Genomic DNA, 15,619 nt, shown 5'->3' with positions numbered 1-15,619 from the left:
TCCGGTTCAGCCAGTTCCATGCGCCGAGGTCCCGAAGGCGCTAATCTATACGGCTCCGTCTTGTCCCCCGGCGCCACGCCCATGCTCTTCCAACACGTCGCGATCGCCGGCCTGGCCCACATCGACGCGCCGCGTCGGCTCTCCTCCGCGGAGATCAACGCCCGCCTGAAGCCGACCCTGGACCGCCTCGGCATCAAGACCGACGTGCTGGGCGACATCGCCGGCATCCATTCGCGCTACCTGTGGGACGAAGGCGTGCAGGCGTCCGAGGTTGCGACGCTCGCCGGCGTCAAGGCGCTGGCCGATGCCGGCATCGACCCGGACAAGGTCGGCCTGCTGGTCAACACCTCGGTCAGCCGCGACTACCTGGAGCCGTCCACGGCCAGCATCGTGTCCGGCAACCTCGGCCTGCCCGACACCTGCCAGAACTTCGACGTCGCAAACGCCTGCCTGGCCTTCATCAACGGCATGGACATCGCCAGCCGCATGATCGAGCGCGGCGAGATCGACTACGCCCTGATCGTCGACGGCGAGACCGCGGACCTGGCCTACGAGAAGACCCTGGAGCGCCTGACCAGCGCCGAGGCCACCGAAGAGCAGTTCCGCAACGAACTGGCCACGCTCACCCTGGGCTCCGGCGCCGCGGCGATGGTGCTGGCCCGCGCCGAACTCGCGCCTGGCGCGCCGCGCTACCGCGGCGGCGTGACCCGCGCCGCGACCGAGTGGAACAAGCTGTGCCGCGGCAACCTCGACGGCATGGTCACCGACACCCGGATGCTGCTGATCGAGGGCATCAAGCTGTCGCAGAAGACCTTCGGCGCCGCCAAGCTGGCGCTGGGCTGGGTGGTGGAGGAACTCGACCAGTTCGTGATCCACCAGGTGAGCAAGGTCCACACCGCCGCCTTCACCAAGGCCATCGGCATCGACCCGAAGAAGGTCATGACCATCTTCGGCGAGCACGGCAACATCGGCCCGGCCTCGGTGCCGATCGTGCTCAGCAAGCTGCGCGAGATGGGGCGGCTGAAGAAGGGCGACCGCGTGGCCCTGCTGGGCATCGGCTCCGGCCTGAACTGCTCGATGGCCGAAGTGGTCTGGTAGGACCGCTGGCCATGATGGTCTGATGCAAGGGCCGGCCTGTCCGGCCCTTGTCTTATGCGGGAGGGGCCGTCGCCGGTCGCCTCAATGCGCCCCGCAGCACCGCTTGTGCTTCTTGCCGCTGCCGCAGGGGCAGGGGTCGTTGCGGCCGGGCGCCGGGTCGCGGCGGATCGGCTCGCGCGGGGTCAGCGCGTCCACCCGGTGGTGGTTGAGGTCGGCCAGCATGCCGGGCAGGCTGGAAACGATCGACAGGCGTTCGCGGTAGGCGAGCGGCGTGGCCGCGGCGGTCGGGTCGTCCGGATCCATGACGTCGCCGCTGGCGAGGCGGTCGAGGAAGTCGAAGATCTCCTCCATCCAGTCGTTGTCGTCCAGCCAGCGGTCCCATTCGGACTCGCGCAGCGCCACGCCTTCGAAGAAGCCCAGCGCCCAGTCGTGGCCGACGTCGAGTTCGTCCTCATGCAGGGCCTCCTCGCCGGTGAGCTCCGGATCCTCGGGCAGCCACATCAATGGCGCCAGGTGGTCGGCCAGGCTGTCGTCGTCGTGGCGCACGCGCGCGGCGCACATGTTCCAGTGGGCCGCGAGCAGTTGCTGCACCTGCGTGGCCTCCTCGGGGCTGTCCCAGCGCGGCGGCTTGCCGCCCCACACCACCGGTTCCCATTCGTCCTGCGGTACCGGCGAGGGCGAGACCACCAGCGCCGAGAGGAATCCGTCCAGTGCCTCGAGGTTGAAGCCCTTGAACGGCACCGCGCGCTGCTCGAGCAGTTCGGACAGGCGCTCGATCCGGTCGTCGTCGAGGAAGGGCGGGGGCGGGGCGGAGGTGGACATGGCGGGTGCCGTTGGGGACAGGCGTGCATGGTAGTCCCTGGCGACCGTGGACCCGGGCCCCCGTCGATGCGTACAGGTCGGGCAACGTATCCGCGGCGCGGGAGGGTGGCTCGTCGCCGGGTCGCGGTCCCTGCGTGCCCGCGCTCCGGATCGCGGCGCCTTCCGCATGGCACGTGCTAAGTTCGCCTCCGCCTGTCCAACCGCACAAGGATGCCTGCAATGCCCGAACGTCTTCCGCCGCACCTGCAGCTCGCGCTGGCCACGACGCCCGTGTTCAGCAATGACGGGCGCCTGGACCTGGCCGAGCTCGAGTCGCTGCTGGCCATGGCGCTGGCCGACCACCGGCTCGACGAGGACGAGAAGCGGGTGCTGGCGAATGTGCTCGACCGCGCCGAGGCCGACGGCGTCGACAGCGAGGTGGCGACGAGGATCGCCGGGATCCGCCGCGAGCATCTCGGCACCTGACCTGTCGGCCGGACGCGGCGGTGCCGTGTCACGCCAGGCGGGCAGCGTGGCGTGACGGGTCGACCGGCAGCGCCACGGGCACCGCTTCGCCCAGTGCAGCGCCGACCAGGATCACGCCGGGCGGTCCGGAGGCGAGGGTGGCGGCTTCGGCGGCGAGCTCGCGCAAGGTGGTGAGCAGCCGCCGTTCGCCGGGCTGGCTCGCGGCGAGGACCACTGCCGCGGGCGTGTCTGACGGCAGGTGCCGCAGCAGCGATCGGGCCAGCGATCCGATGCGGCGCATGCCCATGTAGATCGCGAGTGTGGTGCCGGTGGCGCACAGCGCGGCCCAGTCGGGTTCGCCATGGTCGGCGGTGTGGGCGGTGACGAAGCTGATGCCGTGGCAGTGTTCGCGATGGGTGAGCGAGACGCCCAGCGCGGCGGCGGCGGCGAACGCCGCGCTGACGCCGTTGATGATCGTCACCGGCACGCCGGCGGCGCGCAGGAATGCGATCTCCTCGCCGGCGCGGCCGAACAGCAGCGCGTCGCCGCCCTTCACCCGCACCACGCGCAGGCCCTGCAGCGCGTAGCGGCGCATCAGCCGGCAGATGAAGGCCTGCGGCGTGGAGCGGCAGCCGCCGCGCTTGCCCACGCGCACCACGCGCGCATGCGGCGCGAGTTCGACGATGCCCGGATCGACCAGTTCGTCGAGCAGCAGTACTTCGGCCGCCTGCAGTGCGCGCACCGCCTTGAGGGTGAGCAGTTCGAGATCGCCGGGACCTGCCGACAGCAGCACCACGTCGGCGGGAATGCGTCGCGGCGCGTGCGGGTCGTTGCTGGCGGGCATGCTCATCGGGGTCTCCGGGGTGGACGGGACGTCACGCATGGGTCGATTCGCGTGCCAGGCGCGCGAGTTGCGGCAGGCAGGAGCCGCAGACCGTGCCGCAGCCGAGCCGCTCCTTGAGCGCAGGCACGTCGGCGCCGCCCTGCACGGCAGTGCGGATCGCCGACTCGGTGACCTGGCGGCAGACGCACACCACCGGGTCGCGCGCGAAGGCGGCCGATGCGGAGAACGCAGCCAGCCGCGGCCCCTGCCAGGGGCCGCCGGCGAGCGCGGCGCGCAGCAGCGCCTCGCCACCGGGCTGCGCATCGGCCCAGAGCAGGCCGTCGATGAGGTTCGCCTCATGCGCGCTGCGCCAGGCCACGCGCTTGAGCAGGCCGCGGCGCGCGTCGCGGTATTCCAGCGTGTCCGCACCCGGCGTGAGCGAGAGCGCGTTTTCCAGCGATTCCATCCATGCCGACGGCATCGCCTCCGTCGCCGCGGCGCGCATGACCAGCCACGCGCTGCCGTCCTGTGATGCGGGATCCGCGTGCAGCGACACGCCGGCGTAGCCGCAGTCCTTCAGCAACGGCTGCAGCGCCGCGCGCATCGCCAGCGCATCGCCGCGGCGCGCAGCCAGCAGGTGCCAGCCGAACTCCGCTTTTTCCACCCGCACCGCCGCGTGCTTGAGCTCGGGCTGGCGTGAGCGCGCGTCCACCGCGGGCAGGCTGACCTCGTTGATGCCGCCGCTGGACAGGTGCTGCCCGCTCCAGTGCATCGCCGCGAACACCGTGCCCGAGCCGACTTCGTCGGACAGCTCCAGCGGTAGCACCAGTTCACCGCGCTTGCTGGCGATGCGCACCAGCGCGCCGGCCTCGAGGCCACGCCGCGCGGCATCGTCCGGATGCATGCGCAGGCCGGGTTCGGGGCTGTGCGCGAACAGCTGCGGCACGCGTCCGGTGCGCGACATGCCGTGCCACTGGTCGCGCAGGCGGCCGGTGAGCAGGCGCAGCGGGAAACGCGCCGAGGTCTGTTCGGCCACCGGCTTGTAGGGCGTGGCGTGGAAGCGCGCGCGACCATCGGTGGTGGCGAACAGACCGTCGGCGTAGCGGCGCGCCTCGCCGGTCGCGTGTCCCGCGGGGAACGGCCACTGCTGCGGGCCGTCGTGTTCCAGTCGCGCGTAGTCGAGCCCGCCGATGTCGAGGTCGCGGCCGACGGTCAGCGCGCGGTGCTCGTCGAACAGCCGCTCGGGCGCGTCGGCCTCGAACAGCGGCGCGGCGCCCGGCGCGGCCAGCCGCGCCTCGATCCGGCGCGCGACCTCGCGCGCGATCCACCAGTCCGGTTTCGCCTGGCCGGGCGGCGCGACGGCCGCGCGCACGCGCGAGATGCGGCGCTCGGAATTGGTCACCGTGCCGTCCTTCTCGCCCCAGGTGGCGGCCGGCAGCAGCGCGTCGGCGAACGGCACCGTATCCGTGTCGGCGAACGCCTCCTGCACGATCACGTACTCGGCGCGCCGCAGCGCCTCGCGCACGCGGGCGATGTCCGGCATCGAATGCGCGGGATTGGTGCAGGCGATCCACACCGCCTTGACCTTGCCGCTGTGCAGCGCGTCGAACAACTCGACCGCCGCCAGCCCCGGACGCGGCGAGAGGCTGCCCGGCGCGAGTTGCCACAACGTTTCGACCTCGGCGCGATGCGCGTCATCGGTGATCTCGCGGTGCGCGGCCAGCATCGTCGCCATGCCGCCGACCTCGCGCCCGCCCATCGCGTTCGGCTGCCCGGTGAGCGAGAACGGTCCGGCCCCCGGGCGGCCGAGCTGGCGCGTGGCCAGGTGCAGGTGGATCAGCGCCAGGTTCTTGTCGGTGCCGTGCGCGGACTGGTTCAGGCCCATGCAGTACAGCGACAGCGCCGCCGGGCTGCGGCCGAACCACTCCGCGGCGGTGACCAGGTCCTGCGCCGGCACGCCGCAGATCTCGGCCGACATGCGCGGCGTGTAGTCGCGCAGCAGCGCCTTGAGCTCGCCGAAACCGGTGGTGTGCGCGTCGATGAAACCCTGGTCGAGCAGCCCTTCCCACACCAGGTGGTGGAGCATGCCGTTGAACAGCGCCACGTCGGTGCCGGGCTGGATCGCCAGGTGCAGGTCGGCCATCGCCGCGGTGTCGGTGCGGCGCGGGTCGACCACGATCCAGCGCACGCCAGGATCTCGCGCCTTCGCCTCTTCCAGCCGGCGGAACAGCACCGGATGCGCGTAGGCGGCATTGCTGCCGGCGAACAGCACGGTCTTCGCGTGTTCGAGGTCTTCGTAGCAGGTGGGCGGGCCGTCGGCGCCGAACGCGAGCTTGTAGCCGGTGACCGCGCTGGACATGCACAGGCGCGAGTTGGTGTCGATGTTGTTGGTGCGCAGCAGGCCCTTGGCCAGCTTGTTGAAGACGTAGTAGTCCTCGGTGAGCAACTGGCCGGAGAGATAGAAGGCGACGGAATCGGGGCCATGGCGTTCGACGATGCGCGACAGGCGCTCGGCCACGGTGTCCAGCGCCAGGCCCCAGTCGACCGGGCGGCGCGGTTCGCTACGCGTGCCGCGCAGCTGCGGCTGCAGTACGCGGCCCTGCACGCTGCGGGCGCTGTCGGCCAGCGCCAGTCCCTTGCTGCACAGGCGGCCGAAGTTGGCGGGATGCCGTGGATCGCCCTCCACCGACACGATGCGTTCGCTAGCGGACGCGTCGTGTTCGCTGTGGACGATGACGCCGCAGCCGACACCGCAGTAGCAGCAGGTCGAACGCGTGCTGCGGCGTTCGACCGGCAGGCCCGCGGCGCCGGTGCCGTCCATCAGGCGGCGGCCGCCTCGGCGGCGCCGGCGTCGACCTGCGCCATCGACACCAGCGACAGCCACACGACGCCGTCGCGCAGTTCCACCGCGTAGCGCCGCGCGCAGCCCACGTCCGGCGCGCAGGCCTGGCCGCTGTCGAGCGCGATATTCCAGCCGTGCAGCGGGCAGGTCACGCTGTCGCCGGACACAATGCCCTGCGACAGCGGGCCGCCCTTGTGCGGACAGCGGTCGGCCAGCGCGAACACGCGGTCGGCGGCGGGGCGGAACAGGGCGATGTCGTCGCCGTCTTCGCACTGCAGGACGCGCGCGCCGAGCACGGGGATCTCGTCGATCGCGCACACGCGCACCCAGGCGTCGATGCCGGCCATGCTCAGTCCTCCAGTGCGACGGCGATCGGCCGCGCGAGTTTCAGCGGCGCGTATTCGCGCGGCGTGCTGCCGGCGATGCGTGCCGCCCAGGGATCGGGCAGGCCTTCGAGTGCGAACAGCAGGCGCTCGAACAGGGCACGGCGGTTGGCCGCGTCCTCCACCACCTTCTGCTTCACGTAGTCCAGGCCGACGCGCTCGATGTAGTGCACGGTGCGGTCGAGGTAGTAGGCCTCCTCGCGATAGAGCTGCAGGAACGCGCCGGTGTATTCCTTCACCTCCTCGGCGGTCCTGACCTTGCACAGGAAGCGCGCGACTTCGGTCTTGATTCCGCCGTTGCCCCCGACGTGCAGTTCCCAGCCCGAATCCACCGCGATGATGCCTACGTCCTTGATGCCGGATTCGGCGCAGTTGCGCGGGCAGCCCGACACCGCCAGCTTGACCTTGTGCGGGCTCCACATGTTGGCCAGCATCGTTTCCAGGTCGATGCCCATCTGCGTGCTGTTCTGGGTGCCGAAGCGGCAGAACTCGCTGCCCACGCAGGTCTTCACCGTGCGGATGGACTTGCCGTAGGCGTGGCCGGACTTCATCCCGAGGTCCTTCCACACGCCCACCAGGTCTTCTTTCTTCACCCCCAGCAGGTCGATGCGCTGGCCGCCGGTGACCTTGACCATCGGCACCGCGTACTTGTCGGCGACGTCGGCGATGCGGCGCAGCTCGGACGCATTGGTCACCCCGCCCTTCATCTGCGGGATCACCGAGAACGTGCCGTCCTTCTGGATGTTGGCGTGCGCGCGTTCGTTGATGAAGCGGCTTTGCGGATCGTCCACCGCCTCGCGCGGCCAGGTCGAGAGCATGTAGTAGTTGATCGCCGGCCGACAGGTCGCGCAGCCGTTGGGCGTGCGCCATTCCATGAAGGCGTAGGCCTGCGCGTGGCTCACCAGGTGGTGCTCGCGGACCGCCTGGCGCACTTCGGCGTGGGTGCGGTCGGTGCAGCCGCACACCGCCTTGGTCTTCGGTGTTTCCTGGAAGTTCGAGCCCAGGCAGTTCATCAGGATCTGCTCGACCAGGCCGGTGCACGAGCCGCAGGAACTCGCGGCCTTGGTGTGCTTTTTCACTTCGTCGACGGTGAACAGGCCCTGCTCGCGCACCGCCTTGACGATCGTGCCCTTGCACACGCCGTTGCAGCCGCAGACTTCGTCGGCGTCGGCCATGCTCGCGGCACGGTCCTGGCCGCCGGTGCCGCTGTCGCCCAGCGCGGTCTCGCCGAAGGCGAGCGTGTCGCGCCGATCGCCGATCGGGCTACCGTCCTTGATCTGGCGGAAGTACCAGGCGCCGTCGCCGGTGTCGCCGTAGAGGCAGGCGCCGATGAGCCTGTCGTCGCGGATGACCAGCTTCTTGTACAGGCCGCCGGCCGGATCGGAGAGCACGATCTCCTCTGTGCCGTCGCCGCCCATGAACTCGCCGGCCGAGAACAGGTCGATGCCGGTGACCTTGAGCTTGGTCGATACCGACGAGCCCTTGTAGATGCCGATGCCGTAGGTGGCCAGGTGGTTGGCGCAGATCTTGGCCTGCTCGAACAGCGGCGCGACCAGCCCGTAGGCGATGCCGCGATGCGCGGCGCATTCGCCCACCGCGTACACGCGCGGATCGAAGGTCTGCAGGGTGTCGTTGACCACGATGCCGCGGTTGCAGTGGATGCCCGCCGCCTGCGCCAGCGTGGTGTTGGGGCGGATGCCGGCGGCCATCACCACCAGGTCGGCGGGGACCTCTTCCCCGTCGGAGAAGCGCACGCCGACGACTTCGCCGGTGCCGTTGCCGAGGATCTCGGTGGTCGAGGTGTTGAGCCGGAAATCGAGCCCGCGCTGCGACAGCGATTTTTCCAGCAGCGCGCCGGCCACCGGGTCGAGCTGGCGTTCCAGCAGCCACCCCGCGAGGTGCACCACGGTGACCTGCATGCCGCGCAACTTCAGCCCGTTCGCCGCTTCCAGCCCCAGCAGGCCGCCGCCGATCACCACCGCGTGCGTCTTCACCTTCGCGGTATCGATCATGGTGCGGGTGTCGTGGATGTCGCGGTAGCCGATCACGCCCTTCAGGTCCTTGCCGGGCACCGGGAGGATGAAGGGCACCGAGCCGGTCGCCAGCAGCAGGCGGTCGTACTCGGCCTGCGTGCCGTCGCTGGCGATGACCTTGCGGCGCACGCGGTCGATCCGCGTGACCTCCTTGCCCAGGTGCAGGGTGATGCCATGGTCCGCGTACCACGACAGCGGATTGAGCACGATCTCGTCGAAGTCCTGCTCGCCGGCCAGCACCGGCGAGAGCAGGATGCGGTTGTAGTTCGGGTGCGGCTCGGCACCGAACACCGTGATCTCGTACATGTCCGGCTGCAGCTTGAGCAGTTCCTCGAGCGTGCGGATGCCGGCCATGCCGTTGCCGACCACCACCAGGCGTGGCTTCTTCATCGTGGGATCCCGGTCAGATGCGTGCGGTGCCGAGCGCCATCCAGCGGCTGCGCCACTGGTGGGTGACGCTGCGCAGCAGCCCCCAGGCGAGCAGGGCGATGCCGGCGAACAGCCACAGTCCCGGCGCGTAGCTGCCGCCGTGCTGCTTGATCACGCCAAGCCCCGCGGCGAGCACGAAGCCGCCGACGCCGCCGGCCATGCCGATCAGTCCGGTCATCAGACCGATCTCCCGGCCGAAGCGCTGCGGCACCAGCTGGAACACCGCGCCGTTGCCGGCGCCCAGGCACAGCAGTGTCAGGACGAACAGCAGCACCACGCCGGCGGTGCCGCCGAGCCCCAGCGCCGCGCCGCCCACCAGCAGGGCCACCGACAGGTACACCGCCAGCAGCGTGCGCGTGCCGCCGATGCGGTCGGCGATCACGCCGCCGATCGGGCGCATCACCGAGCCGGCCAGCACGCAGGCCGCGGTGGCCCAGCCGGCGATCTTCGGCTCGAAGCCGAACTGGTCGTGGAAGTAGCCCGGCAACGCGCTGGCGAAGCCGACGAAGCCGCCGAAGGTGATCGCATAGAAGAACATGAACCACCACGAGTCGCGGTTGCCGACCAGCACGTGCGCGTAGTCGCGAAGGCTCTTGCGTGCGACCGGTACCGGCGCGTCCTTCGCGCACACCGCGAACACCACCAGCACCACCAGCAGCGGAATGCAGGCCAGGCCGAACACGTTGCGGAAGCCGAACATCGTCGCCAGCAGCGGTGCGAACAGCGCGGCGAGCACGGTGCCGGAATTGCCGGCGCCCGCGATGCCCATCGCCGTGCCCTGGTGCTCGGGCGGATACCAACGCGACGCCAGCGGCAGCGCCACCGCGAACGAGGCGCCGGCCACGCCCAGCATCAGTCCCAGCAGCAACGCCTGGCCGAAGCTGTGCACGCCCAGCGTCCATGCCGCCATCAGCGCCGCGATCACCAGCGCCTGCGCCAGCAGGCCGGTGCGTTTCGCGCCGATGCGGTCGGCCAGCAGGCCTAGGAACAGGCGCAGCACCGCGCCCGACAGGATCGGCACCGCCACCATCAGCGCGCGCTGCTGGGTGTCGAGCAGCAGCGCCCCGGCGATCTGCACCTGCATCGGTCCGAGCAGGTACCAGACCATGAAGCTCAGGTCGAAATAGAGGAAGGCCGACAGCAGCGTGGGCGTGTGCCCGGCCTGCCAGAAGGAACGATTCATCCGCGCACTCTCCGTGGGAGGAGGCCGCCGTTGCCGGGTACAACCACACCCGCGCGGGCCGCCGGAAAAGGAAGGGCGAAAACGAAAAACGGCGTCCTCCGGTGGGGGCCGGAGAGACGCCGTTGTCGGCGACCTTCGGCCGCCGTTGGCCTCGGGTCGTAATCGGGTTGTCGTGGACGCGGCTTTGCGCCCGACGGTTATTGCAACGCAACATGCGTGCCAATCGAGGTCCGGGGCGGGCCGTCGGGCGGGAAATGTGTCAGATCAATGACTTGACCCGGTGCCGTGCGAGGTCGCCCTGGCGGGCACCAGACCTGCGGGAGATGCGGCGCACCGACATGGTGCTATGTAAACACCAATTTGGTGCAAACGCGACTCGGCCGCGCCCCGCTTCAGTGGGGAGCCCCTACTCCCAGCGCATCCCGTCGAACAGCAGGCTCGCGCGCGTATCGCCCCGTGGCAGCGGCACCCCGACCTGCAGCGCGGCCAGCCGGTAGCTGTCGAGCCGGTGGATCTCGGCCAGCAGGGCGTCGTCGCCGCCGGCGTCGGGCGGCAGCCAGCCCCAGCGGCGGAACTGGTGCAGGAACCAGCGCCCGTCCGACAGCCAGGGGAAGTTGACCTCGCCGTCGCCGTGGAAACGCAGGCGACTGGCGCGGTCGTCGCCGGTCGGCAGCAGCAGGCAGTCGGACAGGCAGGCGACGGGCAGGTCGATGGCGCCGTCGTCGGCCAGCCACTGCGCGGCCCGCGCGCGATGGCGCGGATCCTCGTCCAGCCAGCGGCAGGCTTCGAGCACGGTCGCGGTCAGCGCGGTGGCGGTGTCGGGTTCGAGCGCGGCGAACGCGCGCCGGCAGGCCAGCACCTTCTCCGGGTGCCCGGGCCAGAGTTCGCCGCTGCGGATCACGCGCGCGCCGGCGCCCAGGGTTTCGGCCTGGGCCGCCCACGGTTCGCCGGCGCAATAGCCTTCGATCTCGCCGCGCGCGAGCGCCGCGGGCATTTCCGGCGGCGGCAGGGTCACGGCCTGGACCTCGTGCAGCGGGTCCACGCCCTGCGCCGCCAGCCAGTAGTACAGCCACATCGCGTGGGTGCCGGTGGGGAAGGTCTGCGCCAGCACCGGTCGTCGCGCGGGCACGTCCAGCGCCTCGCGCAGCGGCACGCCGGCGCGCAACCGCTGCGCGGCTTCGGGCGCGAGCACGATCGCCTGCCCGTTCTGGTTGAGCACCATCAGCACCGCCATCTGCTCCTGCGGCCCGCCGATGCCGGTCTCGATCCCGTAGACCATGCCGGCCAGCGCGTGCGCGGCATCGAGTTCGCCGGACAGCAGCTTGTCGCGCACCGCCGCCCACGAGCCCTGCCGCCGCAGTTCCAGCCGCAGGCCGTGGCGGCGGTCGATCCCGAGCCGCACCGCCACCACCAGCGGCGCGCAGTCCACCAGCGGCATGAAGCCGATGCGCAGCGGGCGGGGGGTTGCGGTGGTCATGGACGTCATCCCAGCAGGTCCGCCATCGACAGGATCCGCCGCGCCACGTCGGCCAGCTTCAGGTTCTGCCGCATCGCCTGTTGCCGCAGCGCGGCGTAGGCATCGCGTTCGCTCATGCCGCGTTTCTCCATCAGCAGGCCCTTGGCCTGGTCGATCAGCTTGCGGTCCTGCAACTGCTGCTGCACGCCCTCGAGCTGCTGGCGCAGCTGCGATTCCTGCTCGAAGCGCGCCAGCGCGACCTGGATGATCGGGTGCAGCCGCGATGGCGAGAGCCCATCGACGACGTAGGCGGCGACGCCGGCGCCGACCGCGGCGCGGATCAGCTGTTCGTCGCCGTTGGCCGAGAACATCACCACCGGGCGCGGCGCGTGCCGGTGCAGCATCGCCAGCTGCTCCAGCGCGTCGCGCGACGGCGAATCGACGTCGAGGATCACCACGTCCGGCAGGTGGGCCTCCACCGCCTTGAGCAGTGCGCTCACGCCGTCGACCACGCCCAGCACCTCGTGGCCGGCGTCGACCAGCGCGTCGCGCAGGTCGCCGATCGGCTTGGCGGTGTCGTTGATCAGCAGGATCCGTGGCATGCCCGGGCGGCGGCTGGCTGGCGGCGGGGAGGGGTTGGCGCTATGTTGCCTTGCAACATAAGCGCTGGCGCCGAGGTTTGCCAAGGGAGACGCAATGCCGCTCTACCCCCTGTTCGCCGATCTCGCCGGACGCGAGGTGCTGGTCGTGGGCGGCGGCGAGGTCGCCGTGCGCAAGATCGAGGCCCTGCTGCACGCGGGTGCCAGGGTCCGGGTGCATGCCCGCGCACTGCATCCCACGCTCCGGGGCTGGGAGGCCGAGGGGCGCATCGAGTGCGCCGAGGGCGAATTCGACCCGGCCTGGATCGACGCCGCCTGGCTGCTCGTGGTCGCCACCGACGACGGCGCCTTCAACGCCGCGCTGGCGGCGCAGGCCACCGCGCGGCGCACGCTCGCCAACGTGGTGGACGACGCGCGGCTGTCGAGCTTCCAGGTACCGGCGGTGATCGACCGCGCGCCCCTGCAGCTGGCGATCTCCTCCGGCGGCGCGGCGCCGATGCTGGCGCGGCGCCTTCGCGAGCGGCTCGAGATCGAACTCGATCCCTCGCTCGGCGCGCTGGCCGGGCTGTTCGCGCGCCACCGGGACGTCATCCGCGAACGGCTGCCCGACCTGAACCGGCGCCGGCGCTGGTTCGATGCGGTGATCGACGGCGCCGTGCCCGCGCTGCTTCGCGCCGGCCGCGCGGAGGAGGCGGAGCGGGCCTTCGCGGCGATGCTCGATCCGGCAGCCATCGCCCCGGTCGGCGGCCGCATCAGCCTGGTGGGCACCGGGCCGGGCGATCCCGCCCGGCTCACCCTCGGCGCGCTGCGGGCGATGAACCTGGCCGACGTGCTGCTGGTCGATGCCGGCGTCGGCGAGGCGGTGCTGGCGCTGGCGCGCAAGGATGCGCCGCGCGAGCCGGCGCAGCCGGATCCGGCGGATTGCCTGTCGTGGGTGGCCGCGCATGCGCGCGCCGGCAGGCACGTGGTGTGGCTGCGTCCGGGCGACGGCTTCCGCGAGCCCGCTTCCGCGCGATTCGCGCAGGCGCTGCAGGGGATGGAATGGCCGTGCGAGCTCCATGCCGGCGTCGCCGCCGACGACGGCGACGCGCCGGGCGCAAGCCGACCCGCGGGCGCGTGATCGCCGTGCGGTCGTCGGGATCCTAGCGGCTGGAACTGCCCGCCAGGTTCGCGGACGACACCAGCCCCTGCAATTCCTCTTCCAGCTTCGCGATCCGTGCCGACAGCCGTGCGGTCTCGACCGGGCTGACGTGCACCAGCCCGTCGAGCAGTTCCGACAGCTGCAGCAGCCGCTTGCCGTGGTCGCGCACGTCGAGCCGGCTGCGGTGGCCGCGCAGGTCGCCGACCTCCGCGTGCGGACCGGGGCGGCGGTAGTGCTCGCGCAGCACCAGCCACAGGCGGCGGGCGATGCGCGCGTCGGCGTCGCTCCAGGGGGCGCTGCTGCCGCGCACGGTCTCGCGCCACGCGGCGAAGCTCGCGCGCGGACCGATCCGACTGCCGTCGCCCGCGACCACGAACGGTTCGTCCGGGCGGCCGGCCCAGCGCACGTCCTCGATCTGCTCGCAGCGGAAGAACAGCAGCCACTCGTCGCTGCCTGGATCGAGCGGCAGGGCGAACACCCCGGCGATGCCGTCGGCGGCCTCGGGGCCCGGGCTCCAGTCCTCGGCGCGGTCGGTCATCGCCGGGGCCGCCGGATGCGCCTCGCGCGCCAGCCAGGCCAGCAGGTCGGGGATACGCTCGGCGGGCGGCGTGCGTCCGGCGCCATACCAGCGGCCGGACTGCAGCAGGGCCACGCCATCGCAGGCGACCGCGCGGCGCAGCAGGTCGAGCTCGGCGGCGATGGCGAGGCGCGGGTCGCTGGCGTGCGCCAGGCGCAGCGCGAGGGTGTCGCGCACGGCACGCGCGCCGTCCTCCATCGCGGCCGCTTCCTGCTGTTCGCGCGCGGCGACGCGCATCGAGACGAACAGGCCGAACAGGTCGGCGGCGGCGCGCACGCCGGGCGAGAGATGGCGCACGCCGCGATGGTGGCAGGCGACCAGCCCCCACAAGCGGCCGCCGGCGATGATCGAGATCGACATCGACGCGCCAACCCCCATGTTGGCCAGGTATTCCAGGTGCACCGGCGACACGCTGCGCAGCGACAGCTGACCCAGGTCGAGCGGCTCGCCGCGCGCGCTGCGGTCCGGCAGCACCGGGACCGGCGTGTAGTTCGCATCGGGAATCACGCGGATGCGGTTGTGCAGGTACAGCCGGCGCGCCTGCGGCGGAATGTCCGAGGCGGGATAGCGCAGGCCGAGGTAGGCCGGCATCGCGGAGTCGCGCGACTCGGCCACCACGTCGCCGGAATCGTCGTGGCGGAAGCGGTACACCATGACCCGGTCGTAGCCGGTGAGCAGGCGCACCTGCTCGGCCACGCGCTGGTGGAAGCCTTCGTCGTCGCCGCCCTGCGCGACCCGGGTGATCATCGCCTGCGCCACCACGGTCGGCGAGCGCTCCCCGGCGCCGCGCACGTGCGGTTCGATCTCGATGTGCACCAGTCCCTGCGCGACGTGCACGCTGACCTCGCACAGCGCGGCCATCGGACCGATGTTCGCCACCGCCGCGCGTTGCGCCTGCGCGCCGGGTTCGGCGAACCCGATCGTCTCGGCGATGGTCTGGATCACGTCGTCGGTGATGAACTCGCGCAGCGAGCGACGCAGCATGTCTTCCGGCGGCGCGCTGGTGAGCGCCTCGATGTTGGCCGACACATGGTGGATCGACCAGTCCGGCAGCTGGCAGCTGATCAGGTATCCGTGCGGCTGGATCGCGCCCGGCAGGTGGATCGGCTCGCTGGCGCAGGCGTCGAGCGCGCGTTCGAGTTCGGGGGTCATGCGTGCTCCTTGTCGGCGGCAACGGGAACAAGGTCGAAGCTGCGCTCGAAACAGGCACGGACCAGTGCGAAGGCGGTCCGCGCGCCGTGCTCGGCCTGGGCCATGCGTGGCGCGTCGTCGGCATCGAGCGCCGACAACCGCGCCTGCAGCGCGGACCAGTCCTCCGCGACCGCGTGGCGCGCCAGGAAGCCGGCGCCGCGCCCGCGGTCGAAGCCGAGCCGCCGGGCATCGCGCAACAGCACGCGCGCGCCCATGCCGCTGCCGGCCATCACGTAGCACCATCCCAGCCGGGTGGCCGCGCCGGAGGCCGGACCGCGCACGCCCTCGGCCGCGAGCGGCGCCAGCGCCAGCGACGACAGGTCGCGGGCCAGCCATTCCGAATGGCGCGGGCGCGCCGCGACTGCGATCTCGAAGTCGGTGGCGAAGCGGTGCATGCCCAGCACGTAGCGGCGGTAGGTGGCGACCGAATCCAGGCCGCGCGGGAACAGCGCGTCCACCCGTGCGTGCAGGTCGGCGGTGGCCTCGCGCAGGCGCATCCGCGCCGTGCCCTGGTCCGATGTGGGGGTGGTGCCCGGGGCGCTCGATCCGATGATGCGGCGCAGGATACCGGCCCAACCGCGCATCGACGCGCCGCGCC

General features: G+C 71.6%; 13 protein-coding genes. 3 read left to right on the top strand and 10 right to left on the bottom strand.

Annotation, left to right across the window (positions count from 1 at the left end; translation table 11 throughout):
• The first annotated feature begins 81 nt into the window (after positions 1 to 81).
• Positions 82 to 1,098, top strand: coding sequence for a 3-oxoacyl-ACP synthase III (locus FZO89_RS08300; RefSeq protein ID WP_149102810.1), 1,017 nt, complete (start codon positions 82 to 84; stop codon positions 1,096 to 1,098).
• A gap of 81 nt (positions 1,099 to 1,179) precedes the next feature.
• Here the strand turns inward: FZO89_RS08300 and FZO89_RS08295 are convergent, their stop codons facing one another.
• Positions 1,180 to 1,920 (bottom strand): UPF0149 family protein, encoded by a 741-nt coding sequence (locus tag FZO89_RS08295; protein ID WP_149102809.1) that lies wholly within the window; start codon positions 1,918 to 1,920, stop codon positions 1,180 to 1,182.
• A 219-nt stretch (positions 1,921 to 2,139) separates the two neighbouring features.
• Between FZO89_RS08295 and FZO89_RS08290 the strand changes: the two genes are divergently transcribed.
• Positions 2,140 to 2,385 (top strand): hypothetical protein, encoded by a 246-nt coding sequence (locus tag FZO89_RS08290; RefSeq protein ID WP_149102808.1) that lies wholly within the window; start codon positions 2,140 to 2,142, stop codon positions 2,383 to 2,385.
• 28 nt (positions 2,386 to 2,413) lie between these two features.
• Here the strand turns inward: FZO89_RS08290 and cobA are convergent, their stop codons facing one another.
• From cobA to FZO89_RS08255, 7 genes are all read right to left on the bottom strand, one after another.
• Positions 2,414 to 3,160, bottom strand: a complete 747-nt coding sequence (cobA, locus tag FZO89_RS08285; protein ID WP_187471188.1) for a uroporphyrinogen-III C-methyltransferase — start codon at positions 3,158 to 3,160, stop codon at positions 2,414 to 2,416.
• A 79-nt stretch (positions 3,161 to 3,239) separates the two neighbouring features.
• Positions 3,240 to 6,008, bottom strand: coding sequence for a nitrate reductase (locus FZO89_RS08280; protein ID WP_149102807.1), 2,769 nt, complete (start codon positions 6,006 to 6,008; stop codon positions 3,240 to 3,242).
• A complete protein-coding gene (gene nirD / locus FZO89_RS08275) occupies positions 6,008 to 6,376 on the bottom strand; it encodes a nitrite reductase small subunit NirD (RefSeq protein WP_149102806.1) in 369 nt (122 codons plus the stop codon). Before nirD ends, FZO89_RS08280 begins: the two co-directional genes overlap by 1 nt.
• Positions 6,377 to 6,378: 2 nt before the next feature.
• Positions 6,379 to 8,835 (bottom strand): nitrite reductase large subunit NirB, encoded by a 2,457-nt coding sequence (gene nirB, locus FZO89_RS08270; protein ID WP_149102805.1) that lies wholly within the window; start codon positions 8,833 to 8,835, stop codon positions 6,379 to 6,381.
• A 13-nt stretch (positions 8,836 to 8,848) separates the two neighbouring features.
• Positions 8,849 to 10,018: a nitrate/nitrite transporter gene (locus tag FZO89_RS08265; protein ID WP_187471186.1), complete on the bottom strand. Its 1,170-nt coding sequence runs from the start codon at positions 10,016 to 10,018 to the stop codon at positions 8,849 to 8,851.
• Between the two features lie 445 nt (positions 10,019 to 10,463).
• Positions 10,464 to 11,534: a CmpA/NrtA family ABC transporter substrate-binding protein gene (locus FZO89_RS08260; protein WP_262378576.1), complete on the bottom strand. Its 1,071-nt coding sequence runs from the start codon at positions 11,532 to 11,534 to the stop codon at positions 10,464 to 10,466.
• A 5-nt stretch (positions 11,535 to 11,539) separates the two neighbouring features.
• Positions 11,540 to 12,115 carry an ANTAR domain-containing response regulator gene (locus FZO89_RS08255; RefSeq protein WP_149102802.1) on the bottom strand — a complete coding sequence of 192 codons (576 nt, stop codon included), beginning with the start codon at positions 12,113 to 12,115 and terminating at the stop codon, positions 11,540 to 11,542.
• A gap of 94 nt (positions 12,116 to 12,209) precedes the next feature.
• On the opposite strand from FZO89_RS08255, the gene FZO89_RS08250 reads away from it, so the two are divergent.
• Positions 12,210 to 13,232 carry an NAD(P)-dependent oxidoreductase gene (locus FZO89_RS08250; RefSeq protein ID WP_149102801.1) on the top strand — a complete coding sequence of 341 codons (1,023 nt, stop codon included), beginning with the start codon at positions 12,210 to 12,212 and terminating at the stop codon, positions 13,230 to 13,232.
• 22 nt (positions 13,233 to 13,254) lie between these two features.
• Here the strand turns inward: FZO89_RS08250 and FZO89_RS08245 are convergent, their stop codons facing one another.
• A complete protein-coding gene (locus tag FZO89_RS08245; RefSeq protein WP_187471091.1) occupies positions 13,255 to 14,982 on the bottom strand; it encodes a GAF domain-containing protein in 1,728 nt (575 codons plus the stop codon).
• A complete protein-coding gene (locus FZO89_RS18485) occupies positions 14,979 to 15,605 on the bottom strand; it encodes a biliverdin-producing heme oxygenase (RefSeq protein ID WP_187471090.1) in 627 nt (208 codons plus the stop codon). The genes FZO89_RS08245 and FZO89_RS18485 overlap by 4 nt, the downstream gene beginning before the upstream one ends.
• Positions 15,606 to 15,619: the final 14 nt, after the last annotated feature.

This window comes from Luteimonas viscosa, assembly GCF_008244685.1.
Classification (GTDB): domain Bacteria; phylum Pseudomonadota; class Gammaproteobacteria; order Xanthomonadales; family Xanthomonadaceae; genus Luteimonas; species Luteimonas viscosa.
This window is presented reverse-complemented; position numbering and strand designations above follow the sequence as displayed.